The organism is Microbacterium aurum, assembly GCF_016907815.1.
Classification (GTDB): Bacteria; Actinomycetota; Actinomycetes; order Actinomycetales; family Microbacteriaceae; genus Microbacterium; species Microbacterium aurum.
This window is the reverse complement of record NZ_JAFBCQ010000001.1, coordinates 463,955-485,676: the sequence shown is the minus strand read 5'-3', so window position 1 is coordinate 485,676 and position 21,722 is coordinate 463,955. Positions and strand designations below refer to the sequence as shown.

The 21,722-nt window shown below is 68.8% G+C and carries 20 protein-coding genes and 2 pseudogenes; 8 read left to right on the top strand and 14 right to left on the bottom strand.

The genetic code is table 11. The features are described from left to right. The first annotated feature begins 33 nt into the window (after positions 1-33). From JOD60_RS02395 to JOD60_RS02375, 5 genes are read left to right on the top strand one after another with little or no spacing between them, the layout of a single operon-like run. The gene (locus tag JOD60_RS02395) at positions 34-621 is read left to right on the top strand and encodes an AAA family ATPase (RefSeq protein ID WP_076688263.1); all 588 of its coding nucleotides are present in this window, start codon (positions 34-36) and stop codon (positions 619-621) included. Further along, a complete protein-coding gene (locus JOD60_RS02390) occupies positions 621-2,276 on the top strand; it encodes an ABC1 kinase family protein (protein WP_036286080.1) in 1,656 nt (551 codons plus the stop codon). Before JOD60_RS02395 ends, JOD60_RS02390 begins: the two co-directional genes overlap by 1 nt. A gap of 39 nt (positions 2,277-2,315) precedes the next feature. Continuing rightward, entirely contained in the window at positions 2,316-2,858 is a 543-nt protein-coding gene (locus JOD60_RS02385; protein ID WP_084201852.1) for a type II glyceraldehyde-3-phosphate dehydrogenase, read from the top strand. A 26-nt stretch (positions 2,859-2,884) separates the two neighbouring features. Continuing rightward, positions 2,885-3,244: a Cd(II)/Pb(II)-sensing metalloregulatory transcriptional regulator CmtR gene (gene cmtR / locus JOD60_RS02380; protein ID WP_060960787.1), complete on the top strand. Its 360-nt coding sequence runs from the start codon at positions 2,885-2,887 to the stop codon at positions 3,242-3,244. After that, on the top strand, positions 3,241-5,154 hold the full coding sequence (locus tag JOD60_RS02375) for a heavy metal translocating P-type ATPase (RefSeq protein WP_174524677.1): 1,914 nt from the start codon (positions 3,241-3,243) through the stop codon (positions 5,152-5,154). Before cmtR ends, JOD60_RS02375 begins: the two co-directional genes overlap by 4 nt. Positions 5,155-5,284: 130 nt before the next feature. Here JOD60_RS02375 and merA read toward each other — a convergent pair whose 3' ends face one another. Beyond that, positions 5,285-6,709 (bottom strand): mercury(II) reductase, encoded by a 1,425-nt coding sequence (gene merA / locus JOD60_RS02370; protein WP_076688261.1) that lies wholly within the window; start codon positions 6,707-6,709, stop codon positions 5,285-5,287. Positions 6,710-6,825: 116 nt separating this feature from the next. Here merA and JOD60_RS02365 point away from each other — a divergent pair, with 116 nt between their 5' ends. Then, on the top strand, positions 6,826-7,215 hold the full coding sequence (locus JOD60_RS02365) for a heavy metal-responsive transcriptional regulator (protein ID WP_017828519.1): 390 nt from the start codon (positions 6,826-6,828) through the stop codon (positions 7,213-7,215). A gap of 74 nt (positions 7,216-7,289) precedes the next feature. Here the strand turns inward: JOD60_RS02365 and JOD60_RS02360 are convergent, their stop codons facing one another. Then, on the bottom strand, positions 7,290-7,766 hold the full coding sequence (locus tag JOD60_RS02360) for a hypothetical protein (RefSeq protein WP_233486704.1): 477 nt from the start codon (positions 7,764-7,766) through the stop codon (positions 7,290-7,292). Positions 7,767-8,399: 633 nt separating this feature from the next. Continuing rightward, on the bottom strand, positions 8,400-9,782 hold the full coding sequence (gene dnaB / locus JOD60_RS02355; RefSeq protein ID WP_076688260.1) for a replicative DNA helicase: 1,383 nt from the start codon (positions 9,780-9,782) through the stop codon (positions 8,400-8,402). 482 nt (positions 9,783-10,264) lie between these two features. Between dnaB and JOD60_RS02350 the strand changes: the two genes are divergently transcribed. Further along, complete coding sequence (locus JOD60_RS02350; protein WP_157127809.1) at positions 10,265-10,792, top strand: chaplin family protein; 528 nt, start codon at positions 10,265-10,267, stop codon at positions 10,790-10,792. A 104-nt stretch (positions 10,793-10,896) separates the two neighbouring features. Here the strand turns inward: JOD60_RS02350 and rplI are convergent, their stop codons facing one another. From rplI to rpsF, 4 genes are read right to left on the bottom strand one after another with little or no spacing between them, the layout of a single operon-like run. Next, complete coding sequence (gene rplI / locus JOD60_RS02345; protein ID WP_076688258.1) at positions 10,897-11,349, bottom strand: 50S ribosomal protein L9; 453 nt, start codon at positions 11,347-11,349, stop codon at positions 10,897-10,899. A 10-nt stretch (positions 11,350-11,359) separates the two neighbouring features. Further along, complete coding sequence (rpsR, locus tag JOD60_RS02340) at positions 11,360-11,614, bottom strand: 30S ribosomal protein S18 (RefSeq protein WP_005054609.1); 255 nt, start codon at positions 11,612-11,614, stop codon at positions 11,360-11,362. A 26-nt stretch (positions 11,615-11,640) separates the two neighbouring features. After that, the gene (locus tag JOD60_RS02335; protein ID WP_076688257.1) at positions 11,641-12,150 is read right to left on the bottom strand and encodes a single-stranded DNA-binding protein; all 510 of its coding nucleotides are present in this window, start codon (positions 12,148-12,150) and stop codon (positions 11,641-11,643) included. A gap of 6 nt (positions 12,151-12,156) precedes the next feature. Then, positions 12,157-12,495 carry a 30S ribosomal protein S6 gene (rpsF, locus tag JOD60_RS02330; protein WP_060960846.1) on the bottom strand — a complete coding sequence of 113 codons (339 nt, stop codon included), beginning with the start codon at positions 12,493-12,495 and terminating at the stop codon, positions 12,157-12,159. A 199-nt stretch (positions 12,496-12,694) separates the two neighbouring features. Between rpsF and JOD60_RS02325 the strand changes: the two genes are divergently transcribed. Then, positions 12,695-13,903 carry a hypothetical protein gene (locus JOD60_RS02325; RefSeq protein ID WP_076688256.1) on the top strand — a complete coding sequence of 403 codons (1,209 nt, stop codon included), beginning with the start codon at positions 12,695-12,697 and terminating at the stop codon, positions 13,901-13,903. Here JOD60_RS02325 and JOD60_RS02320 read toward each other — a convergent pair. The 7 genes and pseudogenes from JOD60_RS02320 to exaC form a co-directional block, all read right to left on the bottom strand. After that, a pseudogene (locus JOD60_RS02320) lies at positions 13,884-14,027 on the bottom strand (hypothetical protein); the annotation flags it as partial. The gene JOD60_RS02325 and the pseudogene JOD60_RS02320 overlap by 20 nt on opposite strands. A 67-nt stretch (positions 14,028-14,094) precedes the next feature. Further along, positions 14,095-15,759, bottom strand: a complete 1,665-nt coding sequence (locus tag JOD60_RS02315; RefSeq protein WP_076688255.1) for an ABC transporter ATP-binding protein — start codon at positions 15,757-15,759, stop codon at positions 14,095-14,097. Continuing rightward, positions 15,759-16,751, bottom strand: coding sequence for an ABC transporter permease (locus JOD60_RS02310; protein ID WP_076688254.1), 993 nt, complete (start codon positions 16,749-16,751; stop codon positions 15,759-15,761). The genes JOD60_RS02315 and JOD60_RS02310 overlap by 1 nt, the downstream gene beginning before the upstream one ends. 1 nt (position 16,752) lies before the next feature. Beyond that, positions 16,753-17,832, bottom strand: a complete 1,080-nt coding sequence (locus JOD60_RS02305) for an ABC transporter permease (protein WP_076688253.1) — start codon at positions 17,830-17,832, stop codon at positions 16,753-16,755. A 119-nt stretch (positions 17,833-17,951) separates the two neighbouring features. Next, a pseudogene (locus tag JOD60_RS02300) lies at positions 17,952-19,586 on the bottom strand (ABC transporter substrate-binding protein). 133 nt (positions 19,587-19,719) lie between these two features. Continuing rightward, the gene (locus JOD60_RS02295; RefSeq protein ID WP_076688252.1) at positions 19,720-20,112 is read right to left on the bottom strand and encodes a DUF779 domain-containing protein; all 393 of its coding nucleotides are present in this window, start codon (positions 20,110-20,112) and stop codon (positions 19,720-19,722) included. A 40-nt stretch (positions 20,113-20,152) separates the two neighbouring features. Then, a complete protein-coding gene (gene exaC / locus JOD60_RS02290; protein ID WP_076688251.1) occupies positions 20,153-21,700 on the bottom strand; it encodes an acetaldehyde dehydrogenase ExaC in 1,548 nt (515 codons plus the stop codon). Positions 21,701-21,722 lie beyond the last annotated feature (22 nt).

The window sequence follows — 21,722 nt, the reverse complement described above, 5'->3', positions numbered from 1 at the left end:
ACCCTGTAGGGGTACAGGGTGTAGGGTGAGGTCATGACCGGCATCCAGGAGCCGCGGCCCGCACAGACCACCCGTTGGCGCGTCGTGACGGGCGGTCCCAGCTCGGGCAAGACCACCACGGTCAACCTGCTGCGGGGCCGCGGGTACACGACCACAATCGAGCACGCCCGCCACTACATCGACCTGCAACGGATCACCGGGCGCAGCACCGCGGAGGTGCGGGCACGGCAGAGCGAGTTCCAGCGCGCCGTCGTCGACATGCAGATCGAGCAGGAACGCTCCCTCGACCCGCAACAGACCGTGTTCCTGGACCGTGCTCTGCCGGACTCGCTCGCCTACTACCGCTTCCTCGGCCTCGCCCCCGGCACCGCCCTGCTGGGCGCGCTGGCCGGCGCCCGGTACGCGACGGTGTTCCTGCTTGACCTGCTCCCGCTGGCGTCCGACTACGCGCGCACCGAGGACCCCGCCGCGCAGCGGCGCATCCACGACCTGCTCGGGCTGGTGTACCAGGAGCTGGGCTTTCCCGTCGTCACCGTCCCCGCACTCGCCCCCGACGCGCGCGTCGACTTCATCCTCGAACGAGCATCGGCCGGCACTCCAGCCGAGAGGGGCGTGAGCTGATGGGCGCGGGGAGTAGCCGGTACCGGCAGATCGGGGCCGTGCTGCGCCGGCACGGACTCGGCGTCCTGGCCGGCGTGCTGGGCCTGGGCGGCTTGGTGCCGTTCCACCGCGGCGCCCTCGGACACGCCCGGCAGGAGGACCCCTACACGAACCCCGAGCATGTGCGGGTCGCGTTGGAGGAGCTCGGGCCGACGTTCGTGAAACTGGGCCAGATCCTCTCCACCCGGCACGATCTGCTCCCCGCGGCATGGGTCGCCGAGTTCGCCAAACTGCAGGACGACGTCGCCGCGGCACCGTGGGAGGGCATTCGGGACGTGCTCCGTGAAGAGCTCGGCGCCGACCCAGAGCACGTGTTCGCCCAGTTCGACCCGGTGCCGCTGGCGGCGGCGTCCATCGGGCAGGCGTACGCGGCAACTCTTCACGACGGCACCGAGGTCGTCGTGAAGGTGCGCCGGCCCGGCGTGGTCGCGCAGGTGCATGAAGACCTGGACATTCTCCGCAACCTCGCCGACCGCGCCGACCGGCGCTGGGATGCCATCCGGCAGTACGACCTGCCCGGGCTGGTGGAGGAGTTCTCCCGCACGCTGCGTGCCGAGCTGGACTACCTGCAGGAGGCCCGCAACGCCGAACGGTTCGCGCAGGAGTTCGCCCACGCGGCGCGGGTGCGGATTCCCCGCGTGCACGGGGAGACCACGACCTCGCGCGTGCTGACCCTGGAGCGGATGAGCGGGGTGCGGATCGACGACCTGGAGGGCCTGGACGCCGCCGGCATCGACCGGGTCGCACTCGCGCGGCTGGGTGCCGACATCGTGCTCACGATGGTGTTCGACAACCGGTTCTTCCATGCCGACCCCCATCCCGGGAACATGTTCGTGCAGCCCGACGGCGCGCTCGCGCTGATCGACTTCGGGATGGTCGGGGAGCTCACCGAACAGACCACGGACGGCCTCGCCGGCATCGTGCTCGCCTTCACCCGCGACGACCCGGACACCCTCACCACCGCCCTGATAGAACTCTCCCGGACCGCCGACGTCGTCGACCGGGCAGGGCTGCGGCAGGCGATCACCGCGTTCACGGCCCGCTACCGGGGCCGTTCGCTGTCGGAGATCAGCCTCGCAATCATGCTCCAGCAGCTGCTCGGCATCCTGCAGCAGCACCAGCTGCACCTTCCGCAGGAGACGGCGCTGCTGTTCAAAGTGCTGATGATGGCCGAAGGGACCGCGGCGCGGCTGGATCCGGACTTCCAGATGCTCGACGCCCTGCAGCCCTACGCTGAGCAGCTCACCCGCGCCCAGCTGTCCCTGCCGGCTCTGGCCCGGCGATGGGCGCGCGCGGGAGCCGACACCGGGGCACTGCTCACCGAGCTGCCCGCCACCCTGAGCCGGCTCCGGCATCTCCTCGAAGACGGCGGGTTCGAGGTGCACCTGCGCGCGACGGAGCTGGAACCTCTCGTCGGGCGCGCCGAACGCGTCGGCAACCGTGTCGTCGCGGGAATGATCGCCGCCGCGCTGATCAGCGGGATCGGCACCCTCGTCGGCGGGAACACGAAATGGCGCTCCCGGGAAGGCGTCCTGATCGGCGCCGGGACCGGCACGATCGGCGCCCTCGGCAGCTATCTGCTGTGGACGCTGCGGCGCCGCCGACCCCGCCCCTGACCCGCGCACGGCTCAAGAACACCACGAAAGGAGACGAAGATGGACAGGATCAGAGTCGGCGTCAACGGGTACGGAGTGATCGGCAAGAGGGTCGCCGACGCCGTCCACGCCCAACCCGACATGCACCTGGTGGGCGTCGCGGACATCGTCACCGACTGGCGAATACAATCCGCCGTCCCGCGGCTGCCCGTATTCGCCGCCACCCCCGACGCGCACAGCGGCATGGTGGACACCGGCATCCGCCCCGAGGGAACCCTCGACGATCTCCTCGCGCAGAGCGACGTGATCGTCGATACGACCCCCAAGCACGTCGCCGCCGGAAACCTGCCCCGCTACCAGGCGGCGGGAGTAAAGGTGATCGTGCAGGGCGGGGAAGCGCACTCGACCACCGGGCACTCCTTCGTCGCCCAGGCCAACTACGCCACCGCGCTCGGCCGGGACCTGACCCGGGTGGTGTCCTGCAACACCACCAGCATCGTCCGCGTCCTCGGCGCGCTCGAAAACGCCGGGCTGCTGCTGCGCGCCCGCGGGGTTACTGGTAGGGCCGAATGTCGCATGGTGCACTATTCATCCTGGGATTAGTTCAGTCAACACTGTATGATCAGTGCATGCTGACCATTGCTCCACGTCTCGACGTCATGAACCGGCTCGGCCGGGCCATGGCGGACCCGACGCGCTCCCGGATACTGATGACCCTGCTCGACGGCCCCAGCTACCCGGCGGTGCTCTCGCGTGAGCTGGAGCTGACCCGCTCGAACGTCTCGAACCACCTGACCTGCCTGCGCGACTGCGGCATCGTGGTCGCCGAGCCGGAAGGGCGGCAGACGCGCTACGAGATCGCGGACCCGCACCTCGCGGCGGCGCTGACCGCGCTGGTGGACGTGACGCTCGCGGTGGACGAGCACGCGCCCTGCATGGACGCTTCGTGCACGGTGCCGGGCTGCTGCGGGACGGGAGCGGGCGCGTGAGCGCGGCGTGCGGCTGCGAGCACGACGAGCCTGAGACCGCAGTCGGCGAAGAGGCCGAGGAGGCGGAGCGCCCCTGGTGGCGGGACCGCGGGATCATGGTCCCGGTCTTCTCCGGTGTGGCGTTCCTCACCGGTCTGGCGCTGGAGTGGTCCGGGATGGAGATCCCTGCGCTGGTGCTGTTCTGGATCGGCCTGCTGCTGGGCGCGTCGACGTTCACGCCGGGCGCGATCCGGAACCTCTTCAAGGGCAAGCTCGGCATCGGGCTGCTGATGACCATCAGCGCGGTCGGCGCGGTGATCCTCGGCTACGTCGAGGAGGCCGCAGCGCTGGCATTCCTGTACTCGATCGCCGAGGCGCTGGAGGACAAGGCGATGGACCGTGCCCGCGGCGGGCTGCGGGCACTGCTCAAGCTCGTCCCGGAGACCGCCACCATCCGCCGCGACGGCGTCTCGGTCGAGGTCGCCGCGAAGGATCTGGCTGTCGGGCAGCTGATGTTGGTGCGGCCGGGTGAGCGGATCGCGACCGACGGCGTCGTCCGCACGGGACGTTCCAGCCTGGACACGTCCGCGATCACCGGGGAGTCGATCCCGGTCGAGGTCGAACCCGGCGATGCCGTCTCCGCCGGCGCAATCAACACCGCCGGGGCACTGGAGGTCGAAACGACCGCGGCAGGCACCGACAACTCACTGACCACGATCGTCGACCTCGTGGAGAAGGCTCAGGCGGAGAAGGGCGACCGCGCCCGCCTCGCCGACCGCATCGCCCGCCCTCTCGTCCCGGGCGTGCTGATCCTCGCCGCCCTGGTCGCGATCATCGGCTCGCTGCTCGGCGACCCGGAGCTGTGGATCACCCGCGCCCTGGTCGTGCTGGTCGCGGCATCGCCCTGCGCACTGGCGATCTCCGTGCCGCTGACCGTGGTCGCGGCGATCGGCTCGGCGAGCAAGTTCGGCGTGATCATCAAGTCCGGTGCCGCGTTCGAGCGGTTCGGCGTGATCCGCCACGTCGCCGTCGACAAGACCGGCACCCTCACCCGCAACGAGCCCGCCGTCACCGCCGTCCTCACCGTGGACGGTGTGAGCGAGGCGGAGGCGCTGGCATGGGCGGCCGCTCTGGAGCAGCACAGCACCCACCCCCTCGCCGCCGCGATCACCGCCGCAGCGCCGGATGCCCCTGCGGCGGAGGGCGTGACCGAGCAGGCCGGGCACGGCATCGAGGGCGAGCTCGCCGGCGCGCGGATCACCGTCGGCAGCCCGCGCTGGCTCGACGCCGGGACCCTCGGCGACCGGGTCGCGGGGCTGGAGGAGCAGGGCATGACAGTCGTGATCGTCCACCGCGGCGGCGTCCCGGTCGCCGCGATCGGCGTCCGCGACGAGCTGCGCCCCGAGGTCCCTGAAGTGGTCCGCACCCTCGCGACCCAGGGCATCGGGGTGACCATGCTCACCGGCGACAACGCCCGCACCGCCCGCGCCCTCGCTGCGCATGCAGGGATCGATGACGTCCGCGCCGAGCTGCGCCCCGAAGACAAGGCCGCCGCGATCGCAGAGCTCGGTGCGAAGGGGCCGGTCGCGATGATCGGCGACGGCATCAACGACGCCCCTGCGCTGGCCGCCGCGGACATCGGGATCGCGATGGGCGCGACGGGCTCCGACGCCGCGATCGAGTCGGCCGACGTGGCCTTCACCGGTCACGATCTGCGGCTTCTCCCGCGCGCGTTCGCCCATGCCCGTCGGGGGCGGCACATCATCAACCAGAACATCATCCTGTCGCTGCTGATCATCACCGCCCTGCTCCCGCTCGCCCTCTTTGGCGTCCTGGGGCTTGCGGCGGTGGTGCTGGTGCACGAGATCGCCGAGGTGATCGTGATCCTCAACGGCCTGCGCGCCGCGTCGACGCGGAAGGCAAGCACGTGACCGCGCAGGACGTCGCCGCCGCGTGACGGCTTGATCCGGGACCATGCGGATGACCTTTAGATTTCGGGCCGATCGAGGAGCGGGCGAGGCTCCAGTTTCTGATGGGGTGGATCCGCTGTCTGGAGCGCGGTCAGGCGCAGCAGGACAGCATCGACACATCGGTGGTGAAGGCCTTGGCTACGATCCGGATGCCTTCGGCCGTGGTCAGGTACGGGGCCCACGCGTCGGCGACCTCGGTGATGGTCTTGCCGAGGATGTGGACACCTGCGGCGGCGAGTTCGCCGGCGTCCTTGGTGACCGCGGTCAGGCCGAGGATCTCGCCGGTGTCCGCGTTGGCGACCATCTTGATGAACCCGCGGGTGTCCCGGTTCACCAGCGCGCGGGGCACGTACTCCAGTGGCAGGACACGGCAGTCGCAGCGGATCCCGGCCGCGATGACCTCCTTCTCGGTCATCCCGACCGCGCCGACGGCAGGGCTCGTGAATGTGACCCGCGGCATCCGCGTGTAGTCGACCGACGTGCTGGCGTCAGTGAAGGCGTTCTCGGCGACCAACGTGCCGTGCCGGGCTGCGACGTAGACGAACTCGGGGTGCCCGGTGACATCCCCAGCCGCCCAGACGCGAGGGTTGGAGGACTGCAACTGGTCGGTGACCACGACCTCTCCGGCCGCGCCGGTCTTCACTTGCACGGTCTCGAGGTTGAGCCCGTCGGTGACCGGGGCGCGGCCGAGCGCGACGAGGATCTCGTCGGCACGGAACTCCTGCACGCCGCCCGAGACCTCGGCCGCGGCGACGATCTGGCCGGTGCCCGGGTCGCGGGTGACGCGGGTGGGGATGGCGCGGCGGACCACTCGGATGCCCTCGTCGGCGAAGATTTCCTGCAACGCCTTGGAGACTTCCGGCTCCTCCTTCGACGCCAGCCGGGACCTCACCAGCAGAGTCACCTTCGAGCCGAGCCGGGCGAACAACTGTGCCATCTCCAGCGCCACATAGCCCCCGCCGAGCACCAGCAGCGAGTCAGGCACCTCGGACAGCTCCATCGCCGACGTCGAGGTGAGAAAGTCGACGCCGTCCAGCCCCTCGATGGCAGGAGCCCACGGGCGGGAGCCTGTGGCGATGAGGTAGTGGGCGGCCTCGATGGTTTCGACGGTGCCGTCCGCGGCGGTGACCTCGAGGACCGACGCATCCGGCGTGCCGGCGAACGCCGCCTCGCCCTGGCGGACCGGCCAGCCGTAGGCTTCTGCCACGTCGATGTACTTCTCACTCCGCATCGCCTCGACCAGGTCCTGCTTGCCACCCACCAGCCCGTGCATGTCTACCGGGCCAGCGGTGGCGGCGATCCCCGGGAACCGGGAGCCCGCATCCGCGGCCACGTGGCGGGCCTCGGCGGCCGCGAGCAGCGCCTTGGACGGAACGCACCCCGTGTTCACGCACGTGCCGCCCAACGTGCCGCGCTCGATCATCACCACCGACTTTCCCAGTGTGGTGGCGCGGATCGCCGCGGCGAATGCCGCGCCACCCGACCCAATCACGGCCAGATCAAACCTCGATGGCATCCTTATTCCTCCCTGGACATCTTGGAACATCCCGCTGATACACTCATCATGAACCTTCCACCACAGGGGAAGGTCAAGCACGAAATTTGCGACCAGCGAAAAGGGGGGGGCGGGGAATGCGGATCGGAGAGCTCGCCGACGCGGCCGGCACCACGGCGAAGACGTTGCGGTTCTACGAGGACCAGGGGCTCCTGCCGCCGGCCGGGCGCACGCCCAGCGGCTACCGCAACTACACCGCCGAGACCATCGCCCGAATCGACTTCATCCACCGCGGCCAAGCCGCTGGACTCACCCTCGCCCAGATCCAGCAGATCCTCCACATCCGCGACCACGGCCAAGCGCCCTGCAGCCACGTCCGCGACCTCCTCGACGCACGCCTCACCGATATCGACCAGCAGCTCAGGCAGCTCCACGACCTGCGCGACACCCTCGCCGGGCTCCGCGACCAGGCCGAGCACGTCGAGCCCGACACGTGCAGCTCGGATCAGGTCTGCCGCTATCTGTAGCCAAGCCCGGGGGTCTGTCCGATAATTCAGGCAGTCCCACTGGAGGCGCAAGCGTAGCGGGAGGCCATTGGTGCTCAGGTCGAGGTTGAGCGCAGCGCGGGATAGTCGGACCATTCGCCCCCGGAGAGGCGTGCCCAGGCGGCAGCTGATGACGCCGTGATGCCGAGCAGGTCGGACACGATTCGAGGATGCAGTTGTCGGGTGAGGTCCATCAGCGCGGTGACACGAGCGCTGCCGGCGAGGAGTCCTTCTTGACGGAGTCGACGGCTGAGCGGCCCGGGGGTGATCGGTCGGCCCGGGTTCCTGCCCGGGAAGAGCCAAGTGTCGGAGCGGTTGCCGTCGAGCAGCTGGACCATTGCTTCGGCGAGGACTTCGGGCAGCTCGATCGGTTCAGTTCCGACCGTCAGCGTCATGGGGCGCGCGGTCGTATCGACTTGTGCGCGGGTGATCGCTGCGATGCGGGTCAGGTGGAGCCCGTAGAACAGGACGAGCAATCCGCTGACTCGCGTCACGGGATCCATGTCGTCTCGCGTGATGAACGCGCGTGCCATCGTCCACCGATGGTCGGCGGCGTAGTCGCGCCCTTCGAGGCGATGGCTGCGGAACTCGACCCGGAGGCGGCTCAGGCGGTGCCGTCGCAGCCAGGCATCGCGCCATTGAACTGCCTTCTGAGTGAACGCCACGATCGCTAGCCCGCCGGCCGTCGTAATCAGGGGCGCGCCAGCGTGCCCGCGCCTCAGTGGACGGCATGTAGCTGTGGGCCGTCGTCGTCTGGTCCAGTTGCTTGTGGCATTGCTTCCCCCTCAATAGGCCGCTCGGTGTTCGACCCTTGAGATGTCCGTATGGACACGCCCTGGACATTTCACTGCGAAGTGGACATTTCAAGAAAATCCCTACAGAACTCTTGCAAACGCTGCCCGTCAACCTGCGCGCGTCCGATCAGCCCTGGGCTACAGAATCGACCGCTACGCCCTCGGACTCGTCACCAGCATCGTCGCACCCCACCGAATACTCACCGGCCTCGCCGGCCAGGCCATCCGCGCCATCTGAGAGCATCGGTCGATCCGCTCGCTTCTCAGCACTATGGAATCCGGGAAGGCGCCAGCGAGGATTATCGGCTCGAAATGTCCAGATGGACACACCGTGGACATTTCATCTGCGAAATGGACAACTTCGAAAAAAACCTACCCGAAGTCTCCCGGGGCCATGTCGGTGAAGCGCGAGAAATGGCCCTGGAAGGCGACGGTGATCGTGTCGGTGGGGCCGTTGCGGTGCTTGGCGACGATCAGGTCGGCCTCGCCGGCGCGTGGGCTGTCCTTCTCGTAGGCGGCTTCGCGGTGCAGGAGCACAACCATGTCGGCATCCTGCTCGATCGATCCCGACTCACGCAGGTCGGACAGCGCCGGCTTCTTGTCGGCGCGCTGCTCGGGTCCACGGTTCAGCTGCGACAGCGCGATCACGGGCACCTGCAGCTCTTTCGCCAGCAGCTTCAGCGCACGCGAGAACTCCGACACCTCCTGCTGGCGGCTCTCGACCCGCTTGCCCGACGTCATCAGCTGCAGGTAGTCGATCACGACCATCTTCAGCCCGACCCGCTGCTTGAGCCGTCGGCACTTCGCTCGGATCTCGACCAGCGTCATGTTGGGGCTGTCGTCGATGTACAGCGGCGCGTCATTGATCCGGCCGCGCGTCGCCGCGATCGTCGTCCAGTCCCGCGAGTCGAGCGTGCCCTTGCGCATGCTCTGCAGCGGCACGGCGCCCTCGGCGCTCATCAGACGCATCGCGATCTCGCTCTTGCCCATCTCGAGCGAGAAGAAGATCGTCGGCATGTCCGCCTTGATCGCCGCGGCCCGCGCGAAATCGAGAGCCAGGGTCGACTTGCCCATCGCCGGCCGCGCCGCGATGATGATCATCTGCCCGGGGTGCAGGCCGTTGGTCAGCTGGTCCAGCCCGGAGAACCCGGTCGGGATGCCCGTCATCTGCCCGTCGCGACCGCGCGCCGCCTCGATCTCGTCGACCGCGGCATCCACCGCCACCTGCAGCGGCACGTAGTCCTCGGCGCGCTCCGCGCCGGTCACCGAGTAGATCTCGGCCTGGGCGTTGTTCACCAGGTCGAGCGCCTCGCCCTGGCCGTTGTAGCCCATCTGCACGATGCGCGTCCCGGCCTCCACCAGCCGGCGCAGCAGCGCGCGCTCGTTGACGATCGACGCGTAATAGCCGGCGTTCGCTGCCGTCGGAACGATCGAGGTCAGCGTGTGCAGGTAATCGGCACCGCCGGCGCGCTGAAGCTCGCCGGTCTTGATGAGCTCGTCGGTCACGGCGACGACGTCGGTCGGCTCGCCGTGCGAGTACAGCGAGAGGATCGCCTCGAAGATCAGCTCGTGCTTCGGCACGTAGAAGTCGGTGCCGCGCAGCGTCTCGATGACATCGGCGACCGCGTCCTTCGACAGCAACATGCCGCCCAGGGCGCTCTGCTCGGCCAGCAGGTCGTGCGGCGGGGTGCGCTCGGCCCCCCGCTCCTCGCGCGGTCCGCCCAGACGTTCGTCGGAGATATCCGCGATCGACATGCAGCGCCCCTCTTCCCCGGCCCGGGTGCCTCGTTCTCCGGACCACACGCCACGCTAGAGACGGGTTCCGACACCCGCAAACCGGCCTGTGGATAACTCTGTGGACGGGATGCGTGAAACGCCGAGACGCCTGTGTACAGAGGCTGTGGAAACACGCCCGAGATTTGACGGATGCTGACTATTTATGACCTCTTGATCTGCGCTTTTCTCTCCCACATGCTGTGGACGGTGAATGTGGTTGAAGTGCTGCTTGAAGGTTGAACCGGCGGTGGGGGAACTGGGGACAACCATGGGGATGAATGTCGCCTTGTCAAGTCGGAATCGCACGCGCTGCGCGACGGGGGTGGTAGACAGCCGCGCACTGCGGGGGTAGCGTGCGAAATCCGGGCACTCCAGAGCCGATGGCATCATCGGCATCCGACGATCCGTCGCGGGAGGTGAACGTGGACGCCACAGCTCGATCGCACAGCCGCCGTTGGCCGATGCTCGCTGTCACGGGCCTCGGCGTCGCCTTCGCCTGGTTCGACGCGACCAGCGCAGGCGCCGCCACGACGGCGCCTGTGAGCCCATCGGACGCGACGGCGGACGCCGCGACGACAGACGGCGCCGACGGCATCCTGGGCGGCACCCAGCTGGCCCTGCCGCTGACGGCACCTGTCACCGCAGGCGGAAACGCCGTCGCGGTCGTCGGTGACGCCACGACGAGCGCACCCACCACGGGCCCGGTCACCCCGACCGACCCGACGGACCCCACCGACCCCACTGACCCCACTGACCCGACCGACCCCACGGGGCCGACCGATCCGGGTACGCCGGGGGAGCCCGGCAACCCCGGCGTGAGCGGAGGTTCGGGAAACGGCCCGATCGTCGGGACCGCGGCATCCGTCGGTGCCGTCACGGCTCTCGCCGAGACGGGCGGCGCGGTGAGCATCGCGCCACTGGTGGCAGCGCTCCTCACGATCGCGACGGGGGTGATGCTCACCGTCCGGCGCCGCGGCCGCACCGCCTGATCGCACAAACTCCACGGAAAAGCGCGAACTCCGCGCCGGGAAACGATTCCCGGTGCGGAGTTCGCGTGATCTTGCGGAGTTCGCGTCCGCCGACCGCCGCGCGATTACTTCGCGGCAACCACCTGAAGGGTGATCACGGCGGTGAGGTCGTCGCGCAGGCGCACGGTCGCCTCGTGCTCACCGACGGCCTTGATGGGCGCGGTGATGTGGATCTTGCGCTTGTCGAGCTCGCCGAGGCCCGCCGCCTTGACGGCGTCGGCCACGTCGGCGGTCTTGACCGAACCGAACAGGCGGCCTTCCTTGCCGGCCTTGACCGACAGCTTGACCTTGTTCGACTCGAGGGCGTCCTTGAGCGCGACGGCCTCTTCGTGGTCGTGGATCGCGCGCGACTCGCGAGCGGCGCGGATCGACGCCACCTGCTTCTCGCCACCGCGGGTCCAGGCCACAGCGAAGCCCTGGGGGATGAGGTAGTTGCGGGCGTACCCGTTCTTGACCTCGATGACGTCACCGGCGCTTCCGAGCCCGGCAACCTCGTTCGTGAGAATCAGCTTTGCCATGAGGTGCTCCTTAGCGGCCAGCGCCGGCGTAGGGCAGGAGCGCCATTTCACGGGCGTTCTTGATCGCCTTGGCGATCAGACGCTGCTCCTGCACCGAGACACCGGTGATACGGCGGGCGCGGATCTTGCCGCGCTCCGAGATGAACTTGCGAAGCGTCGCGACGTCCTTGTAGTCGATGACGCCGACGCGGATCGCCTTCGCGGGAGCGGCGTTCTTCGCGCCCTTCCGCGGCTTGCGGCGATCGCCGGTAGCCTTTCCAGCCATTGTTTTTCCTTACGAGTGTTGTGAAATCAGAACGGCGTGTCGTCGCCGTAGGAACCGGGAGCGCTCCACGCGTCCGGTGCGGCCGAGCCGGGGGTCGCCCACGGCTCCTCCTGCTGCACCTGCGGGCGTGCCTGCTGGCCGCCGCCGAAGCCGCCACCGGACCCGCCGGAGGATGCCGCACGCGTGACCTGTGCCGTCGCGTAGCGCAGCGAGGGGCCGATCTCGTCGACCTCCAGCTCGATCGCGGTGCGGTTGTTGCCCTCGCGGTCCTGGTAGGAACGCTGCTTCAGACGGCCGGTCGCGATGACCCGCATGCCCTTGGTGAGGGACCCCGCCACGTGCTCGGCGAACTCGCGCCACACCGACGCGCGGAGGAACAGCGCTTCGCCGTCCTTCCACTCGTTGGCCTGACGGTCGAAGTTGCGCGGCGTCGACGCGATCGTGAAGTTCGCGACGGGCAGGCCGTTCTGCGTGTAGCGCAGCTCGGGGTCTGCCGTGAGGTTGCCCACGACGGTGATGACGGTCTCGCCGGCCATCGTCCGTTACGCCTTCGCTGCCTTGCGGGCGGCCTTGGCCTCGGCGCGCTCCTTCTCGGCGGCGACCTGGGCGATCGCCTCCTCGGCGCGCAGGACCTTGGTGCGCATGATCTGCTCGTTCAGCTTCAGCTGACGGTCGAGCTCCTGCGTGGCCTCGCTCGTGGCGGTGAAATTGACGACGGCGTAGATGCCCTCGTTCTTCTTCTGGATCTCGTACGCCAGGCGACGCTTGCCCCAGATGTCGACGTTCTCGATCGTGCCACCGTCACCGGTGATCACCTTGAGGAACCCGTCGAGCTTGGGGGCGACCTGACGCTCGTCGATCTCGGGGTCGAGGATGACCATGAGCTCGTACTGGTGTGAGTGCGTCACTAACCCACCTCCTTCGGACTAGAACGGATGCCGGGCGGTTCCCGGCACCAGGAGGGTTGATGCACGTGTCCGCATGGCACCCGGGTGGGCGCAGACGGACAACCTCCACAGTCTAGCCGATGGCTCGGCTCCGGCCGAATCCCGTAGCGTGGCACGCGACAGAGGAGGCCAGATGAGCATGCCCCCGGCATCCGTTCCCTTCGACGCCCGCCCGCTCACCGAGCCCGCCGACCGGGCCACGGTACGCGCGTATGTGCGGCAGCTGCGGGCGAGCGGACGCGCCCCGCAGCGCAACGTCGTCGGGATCGTTCTGGCGGCGGTCATCGGCGCGGTCTTCCTCGTGATGTTCGGCTCGGTGTTCGCCGGGATCGTGGGGAGCTTCCTCGCGCTGGCCACCTCGGGCGGGATGCCGGGCGGCGGCTTGTTCGCGATCGTCCCGATCGTCATGCTGGTCGTGATCGTCGGGGCGGTCGTCGCCATCATCGTGCGTGTGGTCGGCGCGGGAAGCGGGGAGCGGTGGTGGCGGCTGGATCGGTTCGCCCGGGCGAACGCCATGACGTGGTACCCGGTCGTCTCCGACCCACCCCTGCCCGGCATGATCTTCGGCCTCGGACACGGGCGCGTGGCCGCCGACGTCGTCCGCGGGGAGCGGCCGCGGTTCGTCGAGTTCGGCAACTACACCTACAAGACGGGGTCGGGGAAGAACGAGAGCACCCACCGCTGGGGCTACGTGGCCGTCAAGCTGTCCACGCCGTTGCCGAACATCGTGCTGGATGCCGTCGGCAACAACTCCTTCCTGGGGTCGAACCTGCCGGCATCCCTCGACAAGAGCCAGCGGCTGAGCCTCGAGGGCGACTTCGACCGCTACTTCACCCTCTTCTGCCCACAGGGGTATGAGGCCGACGCGCTGTATCTGTTCACGCCCGACATCATGGCGCGCTTCGTCGACCACGCCGCGGCGCTGGATGCCGAGATCGTCGACGACTGGCTTTTCCTCTACACCCTGCGCGAGGCGTCGACCCTCGATGCGGCGACGTGGGCGTGGCTGTTCTCGGTGGTCGCGGCCCTGCTCGACAAGTTCGCGCAATGGGAGCGGTGGCGCGACGAGCGCCTGGCCGCCCCCGCCTCAGCGCCGGCGGCCATGGCGGCGCCGACGCCGGGAGCACCCGCCCCAGCCGGCGCGACCGCGCTGCCGTTCGCGGCACCCGCCGCGCTCCTGCGCCCACCGCCGGGCGTCGCGCCGCAGGGGCGACGGCTCAAGCGCGGCGTCCCGTGGGGCTTCATCGTGATCTTCGGGGTGATCGTGGTCGTCATGCTGCTCGGCCAGGTCGGCGTGTTCGGCGGGCTGTTGGGCGGGCTCTTCAGCGGCGTGACTCCCTGACCCCCAGCATCCGGGCGAACAAAAGCTGCGCGGCCGAGAGGTCGGATGCCGCGACGTCGGCGATCGACTCCATCAGCGGCAGGATGAGCAGAGTCATCGCGATCGCCACGACCGCATCGGCGAAGGCCTTGACGCGCTCACCCGCATACGTGGGACATCGTCACGCGGCGCGGGCGGCGGGGTCGTCATGCTCAGATGATATGACTCGACTTCCACGCCGCGCGGCGCTCCGCCTGCAGGGCGGGATCGGGCACCGGCAGCGACGCGATGAGCTTGCGGGTGTACGCGTTCTGCGGGTCGCCCAGCACCTTCGCGGTCGGGCCGGTCTCGGCGATCCGGCCGCCCTGCAGCACGACGACGGTGTGCGCCAGCATGTCGACGACGGCGAGGTCATGCGTGATGAACAGCGTCGCGAACCCGAACCGCTCCTGCAGCTGCCCGAACAGCTCGAGCACGCGGGCCTGCACCGAGACGTCCAGGGCGCTCGTCGGCTCGTCGGCGATCAGCAGCTTGGGGTCCAGCGCCAGCCCGCGCGCGAGCGAGGCCCGCTGCCGCTGACCCCCGGACAGCTCGTGCGGGAAGCGGTCGCCGAACGCGGCCGGCAGCTGCACCGCCTCGAGCAGCTCGTCGACCTTGGGCCGGGCGTCGGCGGCGTTGCGGGCGCCGCCGTGGACGATGAGCGGCTCGGCGACGTTCTGCGCGATCGTCAGCAGCGGGTTGAAGCTCGTCGCGGGGTCCTGGAAGACGAACCCCAGATCCTTGCGCCGCGGGCGGAATCGGCGCTCGGTGATCCCGAGCATCTCCGCGCCCAGCACCTGCAGCGACCCGCCGCTGACCGGCGTGAGCCCCGCGATCGCGCGACCGATCGTTGTCTTGCCCGATCCGCTCTCGCCGACGAGGCCCACCACCTCGCCGGGGGAGATCGTGAAGCTCACCGCGTCGACGGCGCGGAAGGTCGGTCGCCCGAGGCGTCCCGGATACTCGATGACGAGCTCGTCGGCGACGACGAGGGGCGCCGCGGATGCCGCGGACTCCGGCAGCCGGCGATCGACGATCTCCAGCCGCGGGACCGCGGCGAGCAGGCGCTGGGTGTACTCGTGCCGGGGGGCGGCGAAGAGCTCACCCGCCGGTGCCGTCTCGACGACCTCGCCGTTCAGCATGACCGCCACGCGATCGGCGAGATCGGCCACGACGCCCATGTTGTGCGTGATGAGGACGATCGCGGTGCCGTCCTCGTCGCGCAGGCGCCGCAGCAGGTCGAGGATCTCCGCCTGCACGGTCACGTCGAGCGCGGTCGTCGGCTCGTCGGCGATGATGACGGTCGGGTTCAGCGCGAGCGCCATCGCGATGACGATGCGCTGCTTCTGGCCGCCGGAGAACTGGTGCGGGTAGTCGTCGACGCGGCGCTCCGGGTCGGGGATGCCGACGCGGCGCAGCATGTCCACGGCGCGCGCCTTCGCCTCCCCCTTCGAGTACTTCCCGTGGGCGCGCAGACCCTCGATGAGCTGCCAGCCGACGGTGAACACCGGGTTGAGCGCCGTCGAGGGCTCCTGGAAGATCATGGCGGCCTTCTCGCCGCGCACGCGCCGCAGCGCATCGCGGTCGAGGCCGACGACGTCGATGCCGTCGAGCACGACGGCTCCCTGTGTGAGCGCCGTCTCGGGCAGTAGCCCTAGGATCGTGCGCGCCGTGACCGTCTTGCCGCTGCCGGACTCGCCGACGATGGCGAGCACCTCGCCCGGGCGGACGTCGAGCGAGACGCCCCGCACGGCGTGGACGTCGCCCCCGTCGGTCGCGAACGTGACGTCGAGGTGCCGGATGTCGACAGCCAGGCGGTCGGTGGATGCCGTCGTCATCACTGCACCTCTCCCATGAACTCCTGCGCGGTCGGCTGGCGGGCCGCGACCGCATCGGCCGGCGTCTGCGCCTTCGCCCGGCGACGGGCGCGCAGGCGCGGATCCGCGAGGTCGTTCAGGCTCTCGCCGATGAGCGTGATGCCGAGGATCGTCAGCACGATCGCGATGCCGGGCGGGATGGAGGTCCACCAGATGCCGGCGGCGACGTCGCTGAGCGCCTTGTTGAGGTCGTACCCCCACTCCGCCGCCGCGGTCGGCTCGATGCCGAACCCGAGGAAGCCGAGCGCGGCGAGAGTGGCGATCGCCTCCGACGCGTTGAGCGTGACGATCAGCGGCAGCGTGCGCGTGGAGTTGCGCAGCACGTGGCGGAACATGATGCGCGGCGTGGACGCGCCAATGACCTTCGCCGATTCGACGAACGCCTCGGACTTCACCCGGATCACTTCGGCTCGGACCACCCGGAAGTACTGCGGGATGAACACGACGGTGATGGATGCCGCCGCCGCGATGATCCCGGACCGCAGGTCCGACTGACCGCGCGAGATCGCGATCGCCACGACGATCGCGAGCAGCAGCGTCGGGAAGGCGTAGATCGCGTCGGCGATGACGACGAGCACGCGGTCGACCCACCCGCCGAGGTAGCCCGAGACGAGCCCCAGCAGGATGCCGATGAACACCGACAGCACGATCGCGACGATGACCACGTACAGCGCGGTCTGGGCACCCCAGATGACGCGGGACAGCACGTCGTACCCGCCGACCGTGGTTCCCAGCAGGTGAGCGGAGCTCGGCGGCTGCTGCGCACCGAAGTTGCCGTCGGGTCCGGAGAGCTGACTGTAGCTGTAGGGCGCGATCCACGGCGCGAGCAGCGCGCACAGCAGGAAGATCGCGGTGAGCACGAGGCCGGCCACCAGCATCCCCCGCTGCAGGCCGACGCTCTGGCGCAGCTGGTGGACGACGGGGAGGCGGTCGAGGACGCGACGCTTCGCCATGTCAGTACCTCACTCGCGGGTCGATGAACGCCGCGAGGATGTCGACGACGAAGTTGGTGAGTGCGACGATGATCGCGATCATCGCGACGATGCCCTGGACCGCGACGAAGTCGCGCGCGGACAGGTAGGCGGCCAGCTGGAAGCCGAGGCCCTTCCACTCGAAGGTCGTCTCGGTCAGCACCGCGCCGCCGAGCATGAGCGCGATCTGCAGGCCGATGACGGTGATGATCGGGATGAGCGCCGGGCGGTAGGCGTGGGTGCGGACCAGGCGCCCCTCGCCGACGCCGCGGGAGCGGGCGGCGTCGATGTAGGGCATGTTGTAGGTGCCGATGACGTTCGTCCGCACGAGGCGCAGGAAGATGCCGGCCGTCAGCAGGCCGAGCGTGAGCGCCGGGAGCACGGCGTGCAGCAGCACGTCCTGCACGTAGGCGGGGTTTCCCGTCGCAATCGCGTCGATGAGGTAGATGCCGGTGCCGCCGTCACGCCCGATGGCGAGCTCCGTGCGCACGTTCGCGCGCCCCGAGATGGGCAGCCAGCCGAGCCAGACCCCGAAGACGAGCTTGGCGACCATGCCGGCGAAGAACACCGGGGTGGCGTAGAAGAGGATCGCGCTCACGCGCAGCAGAGCGTCGGGCCAGCGATCGCGCAGCGCCGCCGCGACCAGTCCCAGCGGGATGCCGACGATGAAGGCGACCACGAGCGCGTAGACCACGAGCTCGAGCGTCGCGGTGCCGTAGGTGGCGATCACCTGCACGACCGGCTGGTTGTCGGTGAGGGTCGTGCCGAAGTTGAGGGTGAACACCTGGCCGAGGTACTCGATGTACTGGATCCAGATGGGCCGGTCGTAGCCGGCCTCGTGGATGCGCTCGGCGAGCTGGTCGGCCGGGAGCCGGCCGCCGAGGGCCGCCGTGATCGGATCGCCGGTGAGACGGATCAGGAAGAACACGAGCGTCACGAGGATCAGCACGGTGGGGAAGATCAGGAGGAACCGGATCAGGATGTAGCGGCCCAGCGTGGAGCCACCGCCTCGGGTTCGCGGCACCTGCAGCGCTGCGGGCGGGTCTGCGACGTCGGTCGTCATGGATGTCTACCTTACGGAGAAAGGCGTTTCGTCTCGCTGCGCTCGCTCGACGACCGGGGCCGAAACCCCGGTCGTTGAGCGTGGAGCGCAACGGCGAGACGAAACGCCGTGAGCCGCGATTACTTGGTGATGGGTGCGAAGCGCAGCTTGAACGACGCGTCGAGGGTGACGCCGGAGACGTCAGCGCCGGTCACCGCGACCTGGGCACCCTGCAGCAGCGGCACCGTGGACAGGTCGTGCGCGACGAGATCCTGGATCTTCTCGATGTCCGCCGTGCGCGTGGCAGCATCCGGCTCCACCGCCTGCTTCAGGATCAGGTCGTTCACCTCGGGGTTGTCGTAGTGGTTGCCGAGGAAGTTGTCCTTCAGGAAGAACGGCGTCAGGTAGTTGTCGGCGTCGGAGTAGTCCGGGAACCAGCCGAGCTGGTAGGCCGGGTACACGTCGGCGGTGCGGTCCTTCGAGTACTGCACCCACTCGGTCGACTGCAGGTTGACCGTGAACAGGCCGTCGGCCTCGAGCTGCTGCTTGACCAGCGCGTACTCGTCACCGGACGAGGGACCGTAGTGGTCGGGGCTGTACTGCAGGTTCAGCTCGACGGGAACGGTGACACCGGCCGCCTCGAGGGTCGCCTTGGCCTTGGCCGCGTCGGGGCCGCCGTCACCGTCGCCGTACAGGTCCTTCAGCGCCTCGGTCGCTCCCGTGAAGCCCTCGGGAACGTAGGAGTACAGCGGGGTGTAGGTGCCCTTGTAGACCTGGGTCGAGATGGTCTCGCGGTCGACGAGGTCGGCCACGGCCTGACGGACGGCGAGCGCCTTGGCGGCGTCGGCGTCGGCAGTGGTCGCGCCGTACGGCTGCGTGTTGAAGTTGAAGACGATGTAGCGGATCTCGCCGCCGGGGCCGTCGACGACCTTCACCTTGTCGTTGCCGCTGAGGTCGTCCACATCGGTGGCCGAGAGGCTGCGGTACGCCACGTCGACGTCGCCCTCCTGCACGGCGAGCTTCAGGTTCGACGACTCGGCGAAGTAGCTGAGGATGACGCCGGAGTTGACCGGGGCGTCCAGCAGACCCTTGTAGTTCTTGTTGGGCGTGAACTCGACGGTCTTGTTGAAGTCCCACGAGGTGATCGAGTACGGGCCGCCGAACGCATCGGCATCCACGATCTCCTGGTCGGGCGTGACGGCGTCGGCAGAGAAGACCTCTTCGTCGACGATGGCGCCGGGGAAGGAGGTCAGGATGAAGGGGAAGACCTAGTCGTTGGCCTTCTTGAGCTTGAAGACGACGGTGGTGTCGTCGGGGGTCTCCACGCTGTCGAGGTTGTAGAGCAGGCTCGACGCGCCGTTCGGGTCGGCGATCTTGATGTTGCGGTCGAACGAGAACTTCACGTCCGAGCTGGTGAGGTCGTGGCCGTTGGACCACTTCAGGCCCTCGGGAAGGGTCACCGTGTACTCCGTCGGCGAGGTGAACTCGGCCGACTCGGCGAGGTCGGGAACGACCTCGGTGGAGTTGTAGTCGGTGTTGACCAGGTACGGGAAGACCTGGGTCTGGACCGCGAGCGAGCCGTTGTCGTACGAGCCGGCCGGGTCGAGGGTGGTGACCTTGTCGGTGGTGCCGACGACGATCGGGTCGCCCGACGCGGCGCCGTCGGTGGAGCCGCCGGTCGATCCGCCGGCGCAGCCGGCCAGGAGAAGGGCCGACGCGCCAAACGCGGCGACCGCGAGGCCGACGCGGCCCCGGGGAGTGGAATGCAGTGCCATGGAGTTACCTCTGCTGTGTGAATGCCGGCCCCGTCGGGAAGGCGGGGCCCGGTTAGCCATCTTTCACCCGGCTTCAGCGGATTGACACCTGATCGCGGTTTTTGTGACGAGAACGAAACCGTGCGTCGTGCGCTCAGGCCCCGGGTTTCAGCCCGAAGGCCGTCAGTTCGGCGTCGTCGAGCATGCGGGAGCGGATGATGAAGCGGTTGCCGGTGGGGCCCTCGACGCTGAATCCGGCGCCGCGCCCGGGCACGACGTCGATCGTGAGGTGGGTGTACTTCCAGTACTCGAACTGGGCCTCCGAGATCCACACGTGGATGGGGTCGTCGAGGCCGACCTCGAGCTCGCCGAGGTGCACGTCCGACGGGCCGGTGAGGAACATTCCGACGGGGAAGCACATCGGGGCGCTCCCGTCGCAGCATCCGCCGGACTGATGGAACATGAGCTTTCCGTGCTGCGCCGTCAACTGCCGCAGCAGGGCCGCCGCGGCATCCGTCACGGCGACCCTGCTGGTGGGGGAGGTCATCTCAGTCCTTCGACAAGCTCAGGAACCGTCTTCGACACGCTCAGAAGAAGCCCATCGCGCCTTCGGCGTAGGACACGAGCAGGTTCTTGGTCTGCTGGTAGTGGTCGAGCATCTTGAGGTGATTCTCGCGACCGATGCCGGACTGCTTGTACCCGCCGAACGCGGCATGCGCCGGGTACTGGTGGTAGGTGTTCGTCCACACGCGACCGGCCTCGATGCTGCGCCCGGCCCGGTACATGGTGTCGGCCGATCGGCTCCACACGCCTGCGCCCAGACCGTAGAGCGTGTCGTTGGCGGTGTGGATGGCGTCGTCGAAGCCGTCGAAGCTCGTGACCGAGACGACGGGGCCGAAGATCTCCTCCTGGAAGATGCGCATCGAGTTCTGCCCCTCGAAGACCGTCGGTGCGACGTAGTAGCCACCGCTGAGCTCGCCGCCGAGGTCCACCCGCTCCCCGCCGGCGAGCAGCTTCGCGCCCTCGGCCTTGCCGATCTCGATGTAGCTGAGGATCTTCTCCAGCTGGTCGTTCGACGCCTGCGCGCCGATCATGGTGGCGGGATCGAGGGGGTTTCCCTGGATGATCTTGCCGACGCGCTCCAGCCCGTCGCCGAGGAACTGGTCGTAGATCGAGCGCTGGATGAGCGCGCGGCTCGGGCAGGTGCAGACCTCACCTTGATTGAGGGCGAAGAAGCTGAAGCCCTCCAGCGCCTTGTCGTAGTAGGCATCCCGCTCGCGCGCGACGTCCTCGAAGAAGACGTTCGCGCTCTTGCCGCCGAGTTCGAGCGTGACGGGGATGAGGTTCTGCGACGCGTACTGCATGATCAGGCGCCCCGTCGTCGTCTCACCCGTGAACGCGACCTTGCGGATGCGCTTGTGCTGCGCGAGGGGAGCCCCCGCCTCGATCCCGAACCCGTTCACGATGTTCACGACGCCCGCCGGCAGCAGGTCGCCGATGATCTCGAACAGGAACAGGATGGATGCCGGGGTTTGCTCGGCCGGCTTCAGCACGACGCAGTTGCCTGCCGCGAGCGCGGGGGCGAGCTTCCACGTCGCCATGAGCAGCGGGAAGTTCCACGGGATGATCTGGCCGACGACGCCCAGCGGCTCGTGGAAGTGATACGCGACCGTGTCTTCGTCGATCTGGCTGAGCGTGCCCTCCTGGGCGCGCAGCACGCCGGCGAAGTAGCGGAAGTGGTCGATCGCGAGCGGAATGTCCGCGGCGAGCGTCTCGCGGATGGGCTTGCCGTTCTCCCACGTCTCGGCGACCGCGATCTTCTCGAGGTTCTGCTCCATGCGGTCGGCGATCTTGTTGAGGATCACGCTGCGCTCGGCGGGGGTCGTCCGCTTCCACGACTCGAACGCCTTCCATGCGACGTCGACGGCGCGGTCGATGTCTTCCGCGGTACCGCGGCCGACCTCGGTGAACGGCTTGCCGGTGACGGGCGTGATGTTCTCGAAGTACTGGCCCTTCACGGGTTCGACGAACTCGCCGCCGATGTAGTGGCCGTACCGCGGACGGTATTCGGCGATGGCTCCGCGCTGGCCCGGAGCGGCGTAGACGCTCGAGACGCCCTCTTCGACGATGGTCATGATGTCTCCTTCGACGCATGAA

Coding starts and splice junctions, on each gene's coding strand:
- JOD60_RS02395 (WP_076688263.1), top strand. CDS start 34: ATGACCGGCATCCAGGAGCCGCGGCCCGCACAGACCACCCGTTGGCGC.
- exaC (WP_076688251.1), bottom strand. CDS start 21,700: ATGACCATCGTCGAAGAGGGCGTCTCGAGCGTCTACGCCGCTCCGGGC.
- JOD60_RS02385 (WP_084201852.1), top strand. CDS start 2,316: ATGGACAGGATCAGAGTCGGCGTCAACGGGTACGGAGTGATCGGCAAG.
- JOD60_RS02335 (WP_076688257.1), bottom strand. CDS start 12,150: ATGGCCGGCGAGACCGTCATCACCGTCGTGGGCAACCTCACGGCAGAC.
- JOD60_RS02390 (WP_036286080.1), top strand. CDS start 621: ATGGGCGCGGGGAGTAGCCGGTACCGGCAGATCGGGGCCGTGCTGCGC.
- rplI (WP_076688258.1), bottom strand. CDS start 11,349: ATGGCAAAGCTGATTCTCACGAACGAGGTTGCCGGGCTCGGAAGCGCC.
- dnaB (WP_076688260.1), bottom strand. CDS start 9,782: ATGTCGATCGCGGATATCTCCGACGAACGTCTGGGCGGACCGCGCGAG.
- JOD60_RS02310 (WP_076688254.1), bottom strand. CDS start 16,751: ATGGCGAAGCGTCGCGTCCTCGACCGCCTCCCCGTCGTCCACCAGCTG.
- rpsF (WP_060960846.1), bottom strand. CDS start 12,495: ATGGTCATCCTCGACCCCGAGATCGACGAGCGTCAGGTCGCCCCCAAG.
- JOD60_RS02360 (WP_233486704.1), bottom strand. CDS start 7,766: ATGGCACGCGCGTTCATCACGCGAGACGACATGGATCCCGTGACGCGA.
- JOD60_RS02365 (WP_017828519.1), top strand. CDS start 6,826: ATGCGGATCGGAGAGCTCGCCGACGCGGCCGGCACCACGGCGAAGACG.
- JOD60_RS02325 (WP_076688256.1), top strand. CDS start 12,695: ATGAGCATGCCCCCGGCATCCGTTCCCTTCGACGCCCGCCCGCTCACC.
- JOD60_RS02295 (WP_076688252.1), bottom strand. CDS start 20,112: ATGACCTCCCCCACCAGCAGGGTCGCCGTGACGGATGCCGCGGCGGCC.
- JOD60_RS02315 (WP_076688255.1), bottom strand. CDS start 15,759: ATGACGACGGCATCCACCGACCGCCTGGCTGTCGACATCCGGCACCTC.
- JOD60_RS02305 (WP_076688253.1), bottom strand. CDS start 17,832: ATGACGACCGACGTCGCAGACCCGCCCGCAGCGCTGCAGGTGCCGCGA.
- JOD60_RS02350 (WP_157127809.1), top strand. CDS start 10,265: ATGCTCGCTGTCACGGGCCTCGGCGTCGCCTTCGCCTGGTTCGACGCG.
- rpsR (WP_005054609.1), bottom strand. CDS start 11,614: ATGGCTGGAAAGGCTACCGGCGATCGCCGCAAGCCGCGGAAGGGCGCG.
- merA (WP_076688261.1), bottom strand. CDS start 6,709: ATGCCATCGAGGTTTGATCTGGCCGTGATTGGGTCGGGTGGCGCGGCA.
- cmtR (WP_060960787.1), top strand. CDS start 2,885: ATGCTGACCATTGCTCCACGTCTCGACGTCATGAACCGGCTCGGCCGG.